Source organism: Mesorhizobium sp. J8, assembly GCF_016591715.1.
Lineage (GTDB): Bacteria > Pseudomonadota > Alphaproteobacteria > Rhizobiales > Rhizobiaceae > Mesorhizobium.
Genome location: NZ_AP024109.1, coordinates 4,023,983 through 4,038,316 on the forward strand (window position 1 = coordinate 4,023,983; position 14,334 = coordinate 4,038,316).

Consider the following 14,334-nt stretch of genomic DNA (forward strand, 5'->3'; position numbering starts at 1 on the left):
TGACGACACGTACAAATCTCCGTGAGCGATAGCCGCAAGCAATATCCCACTATATAACAGCGTCGCTGAGGTATTGAGATGTCAGGCGCCTACGATCTCGGAACCAACCTGGTCCGCCGTATCTATGAAAAGCGCATAGATGCACCGGCCATTCTTGATGCCGGCACGCATTTTCCCAATGCCGCGAAGTTCAACGCCGCCTGGCAAGCTATCCGCGACGAGGCGCTGGCGGCGAAGCTGAACAACGCGCCACGCTTCCACGACATCATGCCGGAGCAGGCCGATATATCGGCCAATGACGGTCTCGACTGGCGCATGTTCGTGCTCAAGGCCTACGACATGACGGTGCCGGAGAATCTGGCAAGGATGCCGGTGCTGAGCCGTCTGCTCACCGAGTGCCCGGAGGTCAAATCGGCGGCCGTCTCGTTCCTGGCCCCACGCAAGCACATCCCGCCGCACCGCGGACCTTTCCGTGGCATCATGCGGTTCCATCTCGGCCTGGTCATTCCGAAACAGGCGGATGGCCGTCCGGCGACGATCATGATGATCGATCACGAGGAAAGGCGCATTGCCGACGGCGAGTGCATGCTCTGGGACGACACGTTCGAGCATGAAGTCATGAACAACTCGGATCAGCCGCGCGTCGCTCTCCTGCTCGACGTGTGGCGTCCGCAAATGCCGCTCGATATGGAAATCCTGTCGCGCGTGATCGTGCGGGGCGTGCAGGTGGGGATGCGCTATCGCGGCGTGTCGTTCGGTGGCTGAAAGCTGCGTCGCGGGCCTAAGCCCGTGCGTCGCGATATGCTCCCGCCCTGCTGCCAAGCTTGCCGGGGAACATCGCATCCTTCGCCAGCAATCCGCTGACACGACAGAAGGCCGCGAAGGCGCGGCAGGCTTCCTCGGCGCTGGCCACGTCGACCGTCGCGCCGAAGCAGGCGTTGAACGCGGCTTCGTAGACCTTGCCCTGCCGGCGCTTCGGCCAGTCCTGCAGGAAATCCAGCGCCTGCTCGACGCTGTAGATTTCCTCGACAGGCAGTCCCGGCGCGGGCGTGATGCGCACCGGCACCTCGAATTGCAGTCTGTCCATTCCCTGTCTCCCGAACTGGCGCAGCCCAAGCAACGCCGCTCGTCTTGAAAAGTTGCTTTTGGCGGCCTTCTGACTCGCAAATGTGACCTCAGTGCGGTGAAGAATCGGTTCGCGGTCGCGGCGGATCGGCGTCCGTCCGCATCGATACCGGCCGCATTGCCAATGCCGGATTTCCACCGTATTGCCGGCCATCACAGCTGCCATGGACGAAAAATATGAGTGAGATCCGGGTCGAGTCCCTTGCCAAGCGCTATGGCGACACCACCGCGCTGGACGGAGTTTCGCTGGCCTTTCCGGAGGGATCGTTCACGGCGCTGCTCGGCGCTTCCGGCTGCGGCAAGACGACAATGCTGCGGTTGATCGCAGGCTTCGAGGCGCCGAGCGAAGGCCGCGTGTTCCTTGGCGACGCGCTTGTCGCCGACCCGAAGCGGCAGCTGCCGCCGGAGGCGCGCAATGTCGGCGTCGTTTTCCAATCCTATGCGCTCTGGCCGCATATGGATGTCGCGGAGAACGTCGCCTATCCGCTGAAAGCGAGGCACGTGCCTTCCGCCAGCATTCCTGCCCGCGTCGCGGCGGTGCTTGATATCGTCGGGCTCGGCGGCTACGCCAGGCGTCGCATCGACGAATTGTCGGGCGGCCAGAGGCAGCGCGTTGCGCTCGCCCGCTGTCTCGTCGCCGAAACCGGCATCATCCTGTTCGACGAGCCGCTCGCCAATCTCGACATGCATCTGCGCGCCTCGATGGTCGACGCTTTCCGCGATATCCATCGCCGCACCGGCGCGACCATCGTCTATGTCACGCATGATCAGGCCGAGGCGCTGGCGCTGGCGGATCGCGTCGCCGTGATGAGCAAGGGCAGAGTGCTGCAGGCCGCGCCCCCGCAAGAGATCTATCGTTCTCCCGCCGACGCCGCTGTTGCCGGTTTCGTCGGCCGCGGCAGCCTGATCTCGGGCAACACCGTCGGCCATTCGGATCGGACCTCGATCATCGATGTCGCCGGCCACCGCCTTGCCGCGCGTAGCCACAACAAGCCGGCCGGTCCGGTCAAGGTCCTGCTGCGGCCTGAAGCCCTGCGCATCGCGGCCGAGGGCCTGCCAGCCACTGTGCTGGACAGCGTCTATCGCGGCCCCGTGCATGAAGTGCGGCTGGCACTCGCCGGGCCCGGACAGCATCTGCTGGTTGACAGCACCGAGGCGCTGGCGATCGGGCAGCATGTGCATGTCGCTGTTTCCGATGCGTGGGTAGTGCCGGGCGCCTAGAGCAATTCCAGGAAAAGTGCGTAGCGGTTTTCATCCGGAATTGCGGAAAACAAAGGTCATCGCCAGGGCAACACGCCTGCCGGCAGGCGGCGGCCCAACCGGTCGAGCGCCAGAAGCAGCAGGATCACGACGGCGATCGTGGACACCGCGATTGCCGCCGCCTGCGTGCCCAACCCCGCCTCTTCCAGGCTGAACAGCACGACGCCGAGCGTCTCCTTGCCGCTCGACCACAACAGCGCCGAGACGGTTAACTCGTTAAAAGCGCTCATGAACACCAGCAGCCCGCCCGCCACAACCGCGGGCGCCGCGAGCGGCGTGGTGATCGTCACGAGCCGCCGCAAAGGGCCGGCGCCGGATACTGCTGCCGCTTCGTCAAGATCGCGCGGAATTTGCCCGACGGCCGTCGTCACCGGCTTCAACGCCAGCGTCAGGAAGCGCATCGCGTAGGCGACCAGGATGATCGAGGCTGTCGCATAGAGGCTGCCGATCAGCGGCAACGGCCGTAGGAAAAGCAGGATGCAGGCGATCGCCAGCACCACGCCGGGGATCGTGTAAGGCAGGTCGACGATGCCGCCGAGCACGCGCCGCCAGCCTTTGTCGAAGCGCTCGAGCGTTGCTGCCATCGGGATGACGCCGAGGGCAAGCATCAGCGCCGCGCCGCCGGCAAAGAACAGCGAGTTGCGGAAGGCGCGCACCGTGGACGCCTGCCGGACGAGCACTTCCGCATAATTGGCGATCGTAGCCGTGCGCGGACCGAGCGGCACGCCGAAGGAAGGCACCAGCGACGTCGCCAGCAACGCGCAGGCCGGAAGGATCAGGATCAGGCCGACGACCAGCCACCCGGCGCAGGCAAGCGGCAGTCGGAAGCGTCCTAGCTCGAATCGCGCAGGCGTGCCCGCAACGATGCGGTGCCCGGCGCCGCGCAATGCCAGCGACTGCAACACCATGCCGACAAGCGCCAGGGCGCCGACCAGCACCGACAGCGCCGCGATCCGCGGCAGGACGCTCGGCCCGAAGCTCGACAGGTCCTGGTAGATCAAGGTCGGCAGGGTGAGATAATTGGCCGGCATGCCGAGCAGCGCGGGTATGCCGAAATTGCCGACCCCTGAGACGAAGGCAAGCGCGGCGGCTGCCACCACATAGGGCCGCACGACCGGCAGCACGATGGTCCGCAGCACGGCGAGCGGCCGCGCGCCGCAGGATCGCGCCGCCTCGACCAGATCGCGCGGCACGCGCGACAGCCCTGCCCGCATGGTGATGAAGACGATCGGCGCGTGTTGCACGCCGTAGAGAAGGATGATGCCGCCACGGCCAAGCATTGGATTGCCGCTGCCGGGCTGAGGCGCCAGCCCGAGCATGCCGAGCAGCGTGCTCGATGGACCGAAGAGGTGCAGCCAGGCGAGCGCCGTCACCTGCGGCGCGATCATCAGCGGCAGAAGCAGGAGGAAGCCGAGGATCTTTCGTCCCGGCAGATCGGTCATCGTCACCGCGACGGCGAACGGAATGCCGAGGCAAAGCGCCAGCAGCGCGCCGAAGAAAGCCGTGTCCAGCGTGTGCCAAGTCGCCCTGAGCGCGGCAGGGCTGGCAAGCCGCCCGGCGAAGGCAGCGAAATCGACCTCTCCCCCAGGCGCGATCGCCGCCAGCACGAGGCGCGCCATCGGCAGCAGGCTGAGCACCGCGATGGCCGAGAGCACGGCCAGCGCCGACAGACGCTGGCCGGATATCGGGGCCGACGGCGCGAAACCGCCTGCCTGCGGCAACGCCGGGCTCGCCCCGGCGACGCGATGGTCCGTGGAGGTCAAACTTGCCTTCCGGGCCGCTTACTGGCTCATCACCGTGCTGAACTTTTCCTTGTTCTGCGCATCGTTGGCGAGCGCGGCCGCCGCATCATAGTCCAGCACCTTGATCGAGGCGCGGTCCGGATAGCCGGCCGGCAGCGCGACGTCGGCGCGCGCCGGGATGTAGCCCATCTTGGCCGCCACTTCCTGCCCGTCCTTCGACAAGAGGAAATCGACGAAGGCCTTGGCGGCGTCCTTGTTCTTGGCGGTGGAGAGGATGGCGACTGGCTCGGTGACGGCTGACACGCCTTCCTTCGGGAAGACGAACTCGACAGGCGCGCCCTTGGCCTTCTCGCGGATCGGCATGTAGTCGACGATCATGCCGAACAGCTTGTCGCCACCGCTGACAGCCTTGAGCACGTCGCCATTGCCGCCGCTCGCCTGCGCCCCGTTCTTGGCGAGCGCGCCGTAATAGTCCCAGCCTTCCGGCAGGTTGCCGGTCAGCGTCACCGTGTGGATCATCGCGGCGCCGGAAGTCAGGGGGCTCGGCATCGCGATCAGGCCCTTGGCCTCGGGTTTCTTCAGATCTTCCCAACTCGTCGGCACGAAAGGCGCCTTGGTGTTGTAGACGATGCCGGTGGTGATCAGCTTAGTCGAAAAATAGGTCTTGTCCTTGTCGTAGAGCGCGGCGTCGAGGCCGTCGACCTTGGCTTCCGGATAGGCGAGCAGGCGACCTTCCTTCTTCAAGCCTTCCATGGTCACGACATCGGCGATCAGAAGCACGTCGGCCTGCGGCTGGCCGGCCTCGATCTCGGCGCGCAGCTTCGCCAGGATCTTCGGCGTGCCGTCGCGCACCCAGTCGACCTTGATGCCCGGGTTCTTGGCCATGAAGGCGTCGACTGTCTGCTGTGCGTCGGTGTTCGGCTGGCTGGTGTAGAGCACCAGCGTGCCGTCGGCGGCGGCAGCGCCGGCCACGGTGGATGCCAGCAAGAGGGCGGCGAGAACGATCTGACGCATGGAAATACCTGTCTTGATCAAAGCTGAGGGAAGTCCGGCGAGCGCCGGGGCTGGAAACCTGACTAATGCCGCAGGATAACCATTATGTGACAGGGCGACGCAACCCGCGCCGCCCTGCCCTTGCTCCTGTTCCATGTCGTCGACGCTACTGGTTGGCCGGGTCGGTCTCGGCGTCATAGGCCATGCGGAGAACCACCATCAGCAGATAGGCGGACGGCAGCGCGAAGATGGCGGCGAGCACGATCGCCGCCGTCCCTTCCATGCGAAGGGTGGCGGCAACGGCCCAGTAGACGGTGCCGATGCAGATTGTCGCCTGTACCGCCAGGAAGGAGGCCGCGGCAGCCGCGCGGGTGAGGGTCTTGAACGTCTTGATGCGTTGCATTGAACGGAATCCGAATTGACGCGCATGCGACCGGCGGACGGCCGGCGGCCGTCGCCGGGTCGCGACGCGAGGAAATGTTTTGATCTGATTGCCGCTTCGCGGCCGAGCCTTATGCCGCGGGCGGCGCGCGGGGCTGGTTGGTGCGCGAAGGCGTCGCGGTTCCTGCCGCGGGCGTAACGCCCATTTCGGCTGGCGACGTCTGTGCGATGACCAAAAGATCGCCGGCGGGCACAACCACGCCGGGATTGCCGCTGTGGAGCTTTATCGGCAGCGGCCGCCCAACGCGGACTTCAAGTCCCTGCGCCTTGCCGTTCGTCCTGAGCAGCGCGATCGCGTCGGCCTGGCGGGCGGCGCTGATGCTGGAGCCGGCCTGGAGCGAGACGGCCGACGCTGAGATTCCAGCCTGAGCAAAGCTCAGCAGCGCGAGCACCAGCAGCGCCATCAGGCCCGCGAAAGCGGTCCTGACCGGCAGCAGCTTCGATCTTTCGCGTTCAGGCGCCGTCAAGGCTGTCTCCGGATACCACAACCGCCCTAACCCATGGAACGGCCGAAGGAAAGCCGCAATGGAGGCCGCAAGCGCACTTCATCCTTGAACCTTGCGGCTTCCGGTGCCAAATCTGGCGCAGATTTTTCGCATTCGGCCGTTTTGGGGCCAATGCCGGCAAACGGACAAAAATGGTTACCTATCTCGACGCCTCCACGGCCCCGCTGCGAAACACCGGCCAGATCCGCCTCTATGGCGAGGAAGGCTTTGCCGGCATGCGCAAGGCCTGCGATCTGACCGCGCGCTGCCTCGACGAGCTCGTGCCGATGGTGAAGCCCGGCGTAACGACCGAAGCGATCGACCGCTTCGTCTTCGAGTTCGGCATGGACCATGGCGCGCTGCCGGCGACGCTCAATTACCGCGGCTACACCAAGTCGTCCTGCACTTCGATCAATCACGTCGTCTGCCACGGCATTCCCGACAACAAGCCACTGAAGGAAGGCGACATCGTCAACATCGACGTCACCTACATCCTCGACGGCTGGCATGGCGATTCGTCCCGCATGTATCCGGTCGGCACCATCAAGCGCGCCGCCGAACGCTTGCTCGAGGTAACTTACGAGTGCCTGATGCGCGGCATCGCCGCGATCAAGCCCGGCGCCCGCACCGGCGCCATCGGCGCCGCGATCCAGACCTATGCCGAGGCCGAGCGCTGCTCGGTGGTGCGCGATTTCTGCGGCCACGGCGTGGGCCAGCTTTTCCACGACGCGCCGAACATCCTGCATTACGGCACCGTCAATGAAGGCGTCGAGATGCGGCCCGGCATGATCTTCACCGTCGAGCCGATGATCAATCTCGGCCGTCCGCATGTGAAGGTTCTGTCGGACGGCTGGACCGCGGTGACCCGCGACCGCTCGCTGTCGGCGCAGTACGAGCACACGATCGGCGTCACCGACAGCGGCTGCGAGATCTTCACTTTGTCGCCGAAAAAGCTCGACCGCCCTGGCTTGCCGGCCTAGAACTTGGACTAAGCCTGAGGGGGAGCGGGCGAATAATGGGCAAAGTCGAGGACGAGCGGGCGTTCTTTTCCGAAAGCTGGATCGAACCGCCCGAGACGGCGCCGAAAAAGACTGCGGCAGCGGAAAAGCCCCATTATCACGGCCATCGCGACCGCCTGCGCGAACGTTTTGCCGCCGGTGGACCAGACGCGCTGCCCGACTATGAGCTGCTCGAGCTGCTGCTCTTCCGGCTGATCCCGCGCGTCGACACCAAGCCGATCGCCAAGGCGCTGATCGCCCGTTTCGGCTCGCTCGCCGAGGTGCTCGGCGCGCCGGCATCCCTGCTCGAGGAAGTCAAAGGCATCGGTCCGACAGTCGCGACCGATCTCAAGGTCATCGCCGCGACGGCCCAGCGTATGGCGCGCGGCGAGGTGCGCGGCCGCGAAGTCCTGTCCAACTGGACGCAACTGCTCGACTATTGCCGTTCGGCCATGGCTTTCGAGAACCGCGAGCAGTTTCGCGTGTTGTTCCTCGACAAGAAAAACGGGCTGATCGCCGACGAGGTGCAGCAGACCGGCACGGTCGACCACACGCCGGTCTATCCGCGCGAGGTGGTGAAGCGCGCGCTCGAACTCTCCGCCAGCGCCGTCATCCTGGTGCACAATCACCCTTCGGGCGATCCGACGCCGTCGCGCGCGGACATCGAGATGACCAAGCAGATCATCGACACGGCGAAACCCCTCGGCATCGCCGTGCACGACCACATCATCATCGGCCGCAAGGGCAATGCCTCGATGAAGGGCCTGCTGCTGATCTGAAACCGGGAAGAATCGGCATGTCCCACCAGGAACCGTGGCCGTTCGACAAGGCGCGCGCCGCCCTGCTGGTCATCGACATGCAAAGCGACTTCGTCGACGAAGGCGCGGTGATGGAAGTGGCGATGGCCCGACATCGCATTCCGGTCATGCGGCGGGTGATCGACCTGTGCCGCGCACATGGCGTTCCGGTGATCTACACGCAGCATGTCCTGAGCGACCATTTCGACATCTCGCCGCTCGAAACCGCCTACCAGCCGAGGCTGAAGGCCAAGGGCATGCGCGAAGGCAGCGCCGGCACCGAGATCGTCGCGGAGCTTAGCCCTCGCCCCGGCGAGGTGGTCATCAAGAAGCACCGCTACGACGCCTTCCACAACACCCAGTTGGAAACGGTGCTGCGCAACATCCGGGGCGCCGGCCAGGTCGACACCGTCATCATCATCGGCACGGTGACCAGCATCTGCTGTGAATCGACGGCCCGCAGCGCCTTCATGCGCGACTTCAAGGTGGCTTTTATCAGCGACGCCAATGGCGGGCTGGACGAGGCATCGCACAATGCGACGCTCGCTATCATCGGCAAGGTGTTCGGGCGCGTAATGACGGCCTCGGAGCTTGCGAGCTTACTTTAGGCGGCAACCTTCAAGGCGGATCGGTTTTGCAGCTCGCCGCGATCTGGCCGATCGCATCGGCAAGACCGGCGAGCTCGAAATCGGCCTCGCCGCGCCCCGAGAGCAGGCCGAAGCGCCACGACAGTGTCAGCCGGTTCGCCGAAGCCAGACGCCTGATGCCGTCGTCCCCTTCCCTGAACAGCGTCCTGCCGCGCGGGCCGACCGACCAGCTTTCGTCGGTTTTGCCGCCGCCATCGACGATGACGGAGATGGTGATCTTGCGGCTGGCGGAGACGGCGTCGTTGAGCTGGAGCCATTCGCTCCACCGCGGTTCGCCGTCGGGCCGGCAAGCCAAGGTCAGCACCGGGCTGTAGCCCAGCGCCCCGCCGCCGGTGATCAACTTGTTGCTGGCATGCAGCGATGCCGTGATCTGGCCGTCGTCGCCGGCGCCGAGGCTCCAATTGCCGAGGTCCGGCTCGGCCGCCGCGGCGCCGGTAGCCGCGGCAAACAAGAGCGCCGCGGCGGCGACCACGTCTCTCATCATGAACCCCAGCCTCACCAACGCCTCCAAACACCCGCGAATGCGATCAGACGCAGATAATGTTCAACGGTTGGTATCGCCAGCGGCGGACCGCCAAGACAAGTAGACTGTGTTGCCGCGCCGCCACAATGAAGCAGCTCCTAATACATGTCGCCCGGAAGTGTGCAGTGGTTTCTGGAACAACGACATGCATCAAAACAAAGACTTGAAGCGCGTCGGCTCAATCCGGTTCAGCGCGACCCGCTTAATGAAAAAGGCCGCCCGGAGGCGGCCATTCTAAATCGCGATATTGAGACCTGTTACTCGGCTTCCTTGGCAGCCTTCTTCTTCGGCGCGGCCTTCTTCTTCGGCTCCTCGGTCTCGGCGGCGGCTTCATCTGCCTCTGCCTTGGCTTCGGCCTTCTTGGAGGAGGCCTTCTTCGCCGGCTTCGCCTTGGCCTTGGTCGCGGTTTCGGCCTCTTCGTCGTCGGCCATCAGCTCGTCCTTGCCGACCTTGACGTCATTGACCGTAATCTGGCCGAGCAGATAGTCGACGACCTTCTCCTCGAACATCGGCGCCCTCAGCGCGTTGATGGCTTCCGGATTGCTGCGATAGAACTCGAAGGCTTCCTGCTGCTGATTGGCCGGGAAACGGCGCACCTGCTCGAACAGGCCGCGCTGCAGTTCCTCGTCCGACACAGTGATGCCGGCCTTCTCACCGATCTCGGCGAGCACCAGGCCGAGCCGCACGCGGCGCTCGGCAAGGCGCATATATTCGGCTCGCGCCTCTTCTTCGGTCGTGTCCTCGTCGGTGAAGGTGCGGCCGGCGGCTTCGAGGTCGCGGTTGACCTGAGCCCAGATGTTGTTGAACTCGGCCTCGACGAGCTTCGACGGCGCCTCGAAGGAGTAGGATGCGTCGAGCTGGTCGAGCAGCTGGCGCTTCACCTTCTGGCGGGTCATCGAACCGAACTGGTTCTCGAGCTGGCCGCGCACGATCTCGCGCAGGCGTTCGAGCGATTCCAGGCCGAGATTCTTGGCCGTCTCGTCGTTGATTTCCAGCGCGCCGGGTGCCGACACTTCCTTGACGGTGACGTCGAACGTGGCTTCCTTGCCGGCCAGATGCGCCGCCTGGTAGTTTTCGGGGAAGGTGACGGTGATCTGCTTCTCGTCGCCGGCCTTCGTGCCGATCAACTGGTCCTCGAAGCCCGGGATGAACTCCTTAGAGCCGAGCACCAGCGGCTGGTCGGTGCCGGCGCCGCCGGCGAAGGCCTCGCCGCCGATCTTGCCGACATAGTCGATGCTGACGCGGTCGCCCTCGACGGCCTTGCCGGTCTTCGGCTCGTAGCTGCGCGCCGATTCGGCAACGCGCTTGACCTGATCGTCGACTTCCTGCTCCGGCACGTCATAGACCTGACGCGTCACCTTGATGTCGGAGAAATCCTTGACCTCGATCGCCGGGATGACCTCGTAGTTGAGGCTGAATTCGAAGTCGGCGCCGCCAGCCAGGATCTTCTCGGCTTCCTTCTCGTCCTCGGTCATGATCACTTCGGGCTGCATGGCGGCCTTTTCGCCGCGCCCCGAGATGATCGAACGGGTCGAGTCGTTGAGGATCTCGTTGACGACCTCGGCCATGAACGACTTGCCGTACATCTTGCGCAGATGCTGCACCGGCACCTTGCCGGGTCGGAAGCCGTTGATGCGCACCTTGTCGCGGGCATCGTTCAGCCGCGCCATCAGCTTGGCTTCCATGTCACCGGCCGGCACGGTGATCTTGATCTCGCGCTTGAGACCGGAGTTGAGTGTTTCGGTGACCTGCATCCTAAAACCTTTGTCTTCACCAATGAGGCTGCCAAACGGTCCTTAGCCGTTCACAGCCTGCCGGTATAATCTTGCCGGAAATGGCTTTCTGTACGGAACCCGGTGATTTGACCGCTCAGCGGCTCAAACTCTCCTGAACTGCACTTCCCAAAATGTGAAGAAGTCTTTGTTTTTCCTACTTCTTCTTACATTCTGCAGAAGCGGATAGTCGCGTCCCGTCACATTCGACACGCCTTTTGTCACAGGCTAGGCTAATTTTCAACCATCTTCGCGCTCAGGCGAATAATGGCCATTTGAGCCCCGACATTGACAGAATGATGGCTACATGGGATTGCCGGGGAAAGCGGATGTGGCGGAATTGGTAGACGCCCTGGATTTAGGTTCCAGTGCCGAAAGGCGTGGGGGTTCGAGTCCCTTCATCCGCACCACCCTTCGCTCTGACGAGCTTCGGGTTGCCGGTGACCCTGAGGTTCACGACCTATCTCCGAAGCCTCGGCGAACAAGACCCGGCACCAACCTCCTTCCCCTGCAGTCATCAAACCGACATTGAGGCTCTGTTAGCAGACTGGTTTGTTGTCGACCGGCAAGCCGCATGCGCATCGCGATTCTGGACAGGACCATCGTTCGAACCTTGATCGTTCTTGCCGTTGCGCAGCTCATCGGCTGGGGTTCGGTTGGCCTGTTGGCGATCGTCGGCAGCCGGATAGCCGTCGACCTCAAAATGAGCATCGCGGCGGTGTTCGCCGGCAATTCGGTGTTCTATGTCGTCATGGGCCTATGGGCGCCACCGCTCGCAAAGGCTTTCAAGGCGTTCGGCGCCCGCCGCGTGATGATCATGGGCACGATCCTTGCCGCTCCGGGCTTCGCCACGCTGGCTGCCTCGCACGGGCCGGTGCTGTATTTTACCGCATGGGTTATCCTTGGCACGGCCGGAAGCGCGATGCTGACGACTGCGGCCTACATCATGCTGAACGAGGTTGCCGGCAGCACCGCCAAGAATGCCATCGGCATGCTGATGTTGATGACGGGTCTGTCGAGCAGCATCTTCTGGCCCGCTGCCGCCTTCCTATCCGGGTTGCTTGGCTGGCGTACGACTTGTCTTGTCTACGCAACGGCCATGGTCATGGTCTGCCTGCCGCTCTACGCCATTGGCTTGCCGCGTCGGCAGCCGCCGCCGAAAGATCCGTCGATAGCAGCGGCAACCCCGAAAACGCCCGCCGTCCCTACCGGCATCTTCCATCTGATCGTTTCAGCGATCACGCTCAACGCCTTCGTCACCTTCGGTTTCAGCGCCATACTGATCGAACTTCTCAAGGCCGAGGGACTTCCTGCCGGAGAAGCCGTCGCCTTCGGCTCTATGCTGGGCATTCTCCAGGTTGGCGCCAGAGGCCTCGATTTTCTGAGTGGCGGACGGTGGGACGGGATTACGACCGCTCTTTTCGCGGGGTTGGCGCTGCCGCTCGCCATGCTGCTTCTCATCACCGGCCAGGGCGCGCGCTGGTCGATTGCCGGCTTCATCCTACTCTATGGCCTTGGCAGCGGCATTCTTGCCGTGTCGCGCGCCACGATACCCTTGGTGTTCTATGATCAGGCCGCCTATGCGCAGGCCGCGTCCAATATCGCCTTGCCGCTCAACCTGATCTCCGCGGTATCGCCGCCCTTGCTGGCAGGGCTGTTGGCGCATTCCGGCAGCAAAGCCGTACTTGGCCTCGCCACGGTCTGTTCCTGCAGCGCATTTGTGGCATTGCTGCGGTTGAGCCGGCGCCGACCGGCCAAGGCCGCAGCCGGCGCCTCAACCTAATAAAGCGGTTCCTCGAACAGCGTCTTGTCGCCATCCACCAGCGCCTTGATCTGTGCCGTGCCGTCGGACGCGAGCGCGAGCTTGATGCCGAACGGTCGCACCCGCATGTCGTCCTGGATCGCCACGCCTTGGCCTTCCGGCAGATAGAAGCGGTCGATGCCATAGTCCGGAGCGATCGTCGCATCGACGTCGCGCAGACCCCAACCTTCGGCGATTCGTCCGGCTATGTCGGCCTCGTCCGGGCCGGGCTGCGCCGGCGCCTGGCCGAACCAGGCGACCGTCGGCTGCCAGTAGCCGTCGGGGCCTTTCTTCAACCGGATCACGATCGACGTGTCGTCGCTGGTGGACTTGCCTTGCGGAACATTGGCGATCAGCTTCACCGGGATGCGTGAAATGTTGTTGTTGAGCGAGATATAGTCGCCACGCAGCAGATCGCGCGGATCGACGGGTTCGACCTTCAAGAGCACTTCCTTGCCGTTGCGCAGGATCGCCGCCCGGCCGGCGATGATCCAGCTTAGGAAGCCGATCTGGGCAAGCGCCAGCACCAGCGCCGAGATGATGAGTTTCTTGCCGGTCATGCCGCGGCTCCTGTCTCGGCAGCTTTCATGCGCTTCTCTACGCGGATGATGACCAGCGCCAGGATGCCGAGCAGCACCGCCGCCGCCAGGAAGAATCCGGCCGTATCCAGCATCGACCGCAAGGTGACGCCGTAGATAATGGCGAGTTCGAAGGCGAAGCCGGCATAGGCCAGCCAGCGCAGCCCCCTGCTCTCGCGGCCCGCCAGCATGATCGCCGCGACAATGCCGGCGAGGGCCACGACCGAGGCGACGGCGAAACCGCTGTTGTAGGTGCTTTCATCCGCCAGTTCGAACTGGACGATCGCCATGCCGGTGAGGAAGCCGAGCAAGGCGTGCAGGGGCAGCCGGCCACTCAGCTCAAGGATCCTGTCGACCGGGTCGCCCGCAAGGACCGAAACAGCAAAAAGCAGCGCCGAGGCGATGGCCAGCGACACCGCCACCGGCAGCGTGTCGTGATCCGTCGCCAACAGGGCCAGATAAAGAATGATCGACAGAATGATCAGGTGACGCGCAGCCCGGCTGCGCGTCCAGAACGAGATGGCGAACAGGACGCTCGCCATGACGATGAAGAGATGCGGAATTTCCGCGTGCCAGTAGAAGCCGAACCCCTTGAGAACCAGCCAGGCGTCCGCGATGCCGACCGCCGCCACGGTTAGCGGGTTGGAGCGCAGCGCCACCGCCGCCAGCGCCGTGCCGGCGCACCAGGTGAGCAGCGCCGAGGCTTCGTCCCCTGAGAGGTGATACATCTGGCCGATGAGCGCAATCGAGCCACCGAAAGCGGCGGCGGCAACGATCCACAGCGCCTCGCCGATCGCGGCATGGTCGCGCGTCTTCAGCACCGCGCCGCCGACATAGCCGGTAACGATGACCGCAAACAGCGCCGCCACGCGAACGAGACGCGGGATGGTTTCCCAATTCGCCGCGACGAAGATCAGGATCGCGGCACCGAACAGAAGCGCCGCCATCATCGCCAGGATGGAGCCGAAACTGAGCGATGCGCGCTCGTTGGCCGCGACGTCGCGCGTCAATGCCTCCGCCGTGGCTGGATCGATCAGCCCGGCCTCCCGCCAGCGCGCGATATCCGCCCTCACCCGTGTCGCATAGCCCGCCATGCTTTCCCCCGGAGCCCGGTCATGCCCTTAACCGGAACGGCCAAACCGTTGACGCAGCGGCATTTTCCGATTCGGCCT

The 14,334-nt window shown here is 64.3% G+C and carries 15 protein-coding genes and 1 tRNA gene; 7 read left to right on the forward strand and 9 right to left on the reverse strand.

Annotated features, from left to right (window positions below; all coding sequences use genetic code 11):
* Positions 1–78 precede the first annotated feature (78 nt).
* Complete coding sequence (locus MJ8_RS19365) at positions 79–765, forward strand: aspartyl/asparaginyl beta-hydroxylase domain-containing protein (RefSeq protein WP_201410393.1); 687 nt, start codon at positions 79–81, stop codon at positions 763–765.
* Between the two features lie 16 nt (positions 766–781).
* On the opposite strand, the gene MJ8_RS19370 is transcribed toward MJ8_RS19365, so the two are convergent.
* On the reverse strand, positions 782–1,087 hold the full coding sequence (locus MJ8_RS19370) for a DUF982 domain-containing protein (RefSeq protein WP_140749132.1): 306 nt from the start codon (positions 1,085–1,087) through the stop codon (positions 782–784).
* A gap of 215 nt (positions 1,088–1,302) precedes the next feature.
* Here MJ8_RS19370 and MJ8_RS19375 point away from each other — a divergent pair, with 215 nt between their 5' ends.
* Positions 1,303–2,346 carry an ABC transporter ATP-binding protein gene (locus tag MJ8_RS19375; RefSeq protein WP_201410394.1) on the forward strand — a complete coding sequence of 348 codons (1,044 nt, stop codon included), beginning with the start codon at positions 1,303–1,305 and terminating at the stop codon, positions 2,344–2,346.
* Positions 2,347–2,402: 56 nt separating this feature from the next.
* Here MJ8_RS19375 and MJ8_RS19380 read toward each other — a convergent pair whose 3' ends face one another.
* From MJ8_RS19380 to MJ8_RS19395, 4 genes are all read right to left on the reverse strand, one after another.
* Positions 2,403–4,004: an ABC transporter permease gene (locus MJ8_RS19380; RefSeq protein ID WP_201415494.1), complete on the reverse strand. Its 1,602-nt coding sequence runs from the start codon at positions 4,002–4,004 to the stop codon at positions 2,403–2,405.
* A 162-nt stretch (positions 4,005–4,166) separates the two neighbouring features.
* A complete protein-coding gene (locus MJ8_RS19385; protein ID WP_201410395.1) occupies positions 4,167–5,141 on the reverse strand; it encodes an ABC transporter substrate-binding protein in 975 nt (324 codons plus the stop codon).
* Between the two features lie 145 nt (positions 5,142–5,286).
* Positions 5,287–5,523 carry a hypothetical protein gene (locus MJ8_RS19390; protein WP_201410396.1) on the reverse strand — a complete coding sequence of 79 codons (237 nt, stop codon included), beginning with the start codon at positions 5,521–5,523 and terminating at the stop codon, positions 5,287–5,289.
* Positions 5,524–5,632: 109 nt separating this feature from the next.
* Positions 5,633–6,028, reverse strand: a complete 396-nt coding sequence (locus tag MJ8_RS19395) for a hypothetical protein (RefSeq protein ID WP_201410397.1) — start codon at positions 6,026–6,028, stop codon at positions 5,633–5,635.
* Between the two features lie 170 nt (positions 6,029–6,198).
* On the opposite strand from MJ8_RS19395, the gene map reads away from it, so the two are divergent.
* From map to MJ8_RS19410, 3 genes are read left to right on the forward strand one after another with little or no spacing between them, the layout of a single operon-like run.
* Positions 6,199–7,026 carry a type I methionyl aminopeptidase gene (gene map / locus MJ8_RS19400; protein WP_201410398.1) on the forward strand — a complete coding sequence of 276 codons (828 nt, stop codon included), beginning with the start codon at positions 6,199–6,201 and terminating at the stop codon, positions 7,024–7,026.
* Between the two features lie 35 nt (positions 7,027–7,061).
* On the forward strand, positions 7,062–7,823 hold the full coding sequence (gene radC, locus MJ8_RS19405; RefSeq protein ID WP_201410399.1) for a RadC family protein: 762 nt from the start codon (positions 7,062–7,064) through the stop codon (positions 7,821–7,823).
* Positions 7,824–7,840: 17 nt separating this feature from the next.
* Positions 7,841–8,449 carry an isochorismatase family protein gene (locus MJ8_RS19410; protein WP_201410400.1) on the forward strand — a complete coding sequence of 203 codons (609 nt, stop codon included), beginning with the start codon at positions 7,841–7,843 and terminating at the stop codon, positions 8,447–8,449.
* 10 nt (positions 8,450–8,459) lie between these two features.
* Here MJ8_RS19410 and MJ8_RS19415 read toward each other — a convergent pair whose 3' ends face one another.
* Complete coding sequence (locus tag MJ8_RS19415) at positions 8,460–8,972, reverse strand: hypothetical protein (protein WP_201410401.1); 513 nt, start codon at positions 8,970–8,972, stop codon at positions 8,460–8,462.
* Positions 8,973–9,268: 296 nt separating this feature from the next.
* A complete protein-coding gene (gene tig, locus MJ8_RS19420; protein ID WP_201410402.1) occupies positions 9,269–10,765 on the reverse strand; it encodes a trigger factor in 1,497 nt (498 codons plus the stop codon).
* 343 nt (positions 10,766–11,108) lie between these two features.
* Between tig and MJ8_RS19425 the strand changes: the two genes are divergently transcribed.
* Positions 11,109–11,193, forward strand: a tRNA-Leu gene (locus MJ8_RS19425).
* Positions 11,194–11,357: 164 nt separating this feature from the next.
* Complete coding sequence (locus tag MJ8_RS19430) at positions 11,358–12,566, forward strand: MFS transporter (protein ID WP_201410403.1); 1,209 nt, start codon at positions 11,358–11,360, stop codon at positions 12,564–12,566.
* On the opposite strand, the gene MJ8_RS19435 is transcribed toward MJ8_RS19430, so the two are convergent.
* Positions 12,563–13,144, reverse strand: coding sequence for a GDYXXLXY domain-containing protein (locus MJ8_RS19435; protein WP_201410404.1), 582 nt, complete (start codon positions 13,142–13,144; stop codon positions 12,563–12,565). The genes MJ8_RS19430 and MJ8_RS19435 overlap by 4 nt on opposite strands.
* Positions 13,141–14,256: a DUF2157 domain-containing protein gene (locus tag MJ8_RS19440; protein ID WP_201410405.1), complete on the reverse strand. Its 1,116-nt coding sequence runs from the start codon at positions 14,254–14,256 to the stop codon at positions 13,141–13,143. Before MJ8_RS19440 ends, MJ8_RS19435 begins: the two co-directional genes overlap by 4 nt.
* Positions 14,257–14,334 lie beyond the last annotated feature (78 nt).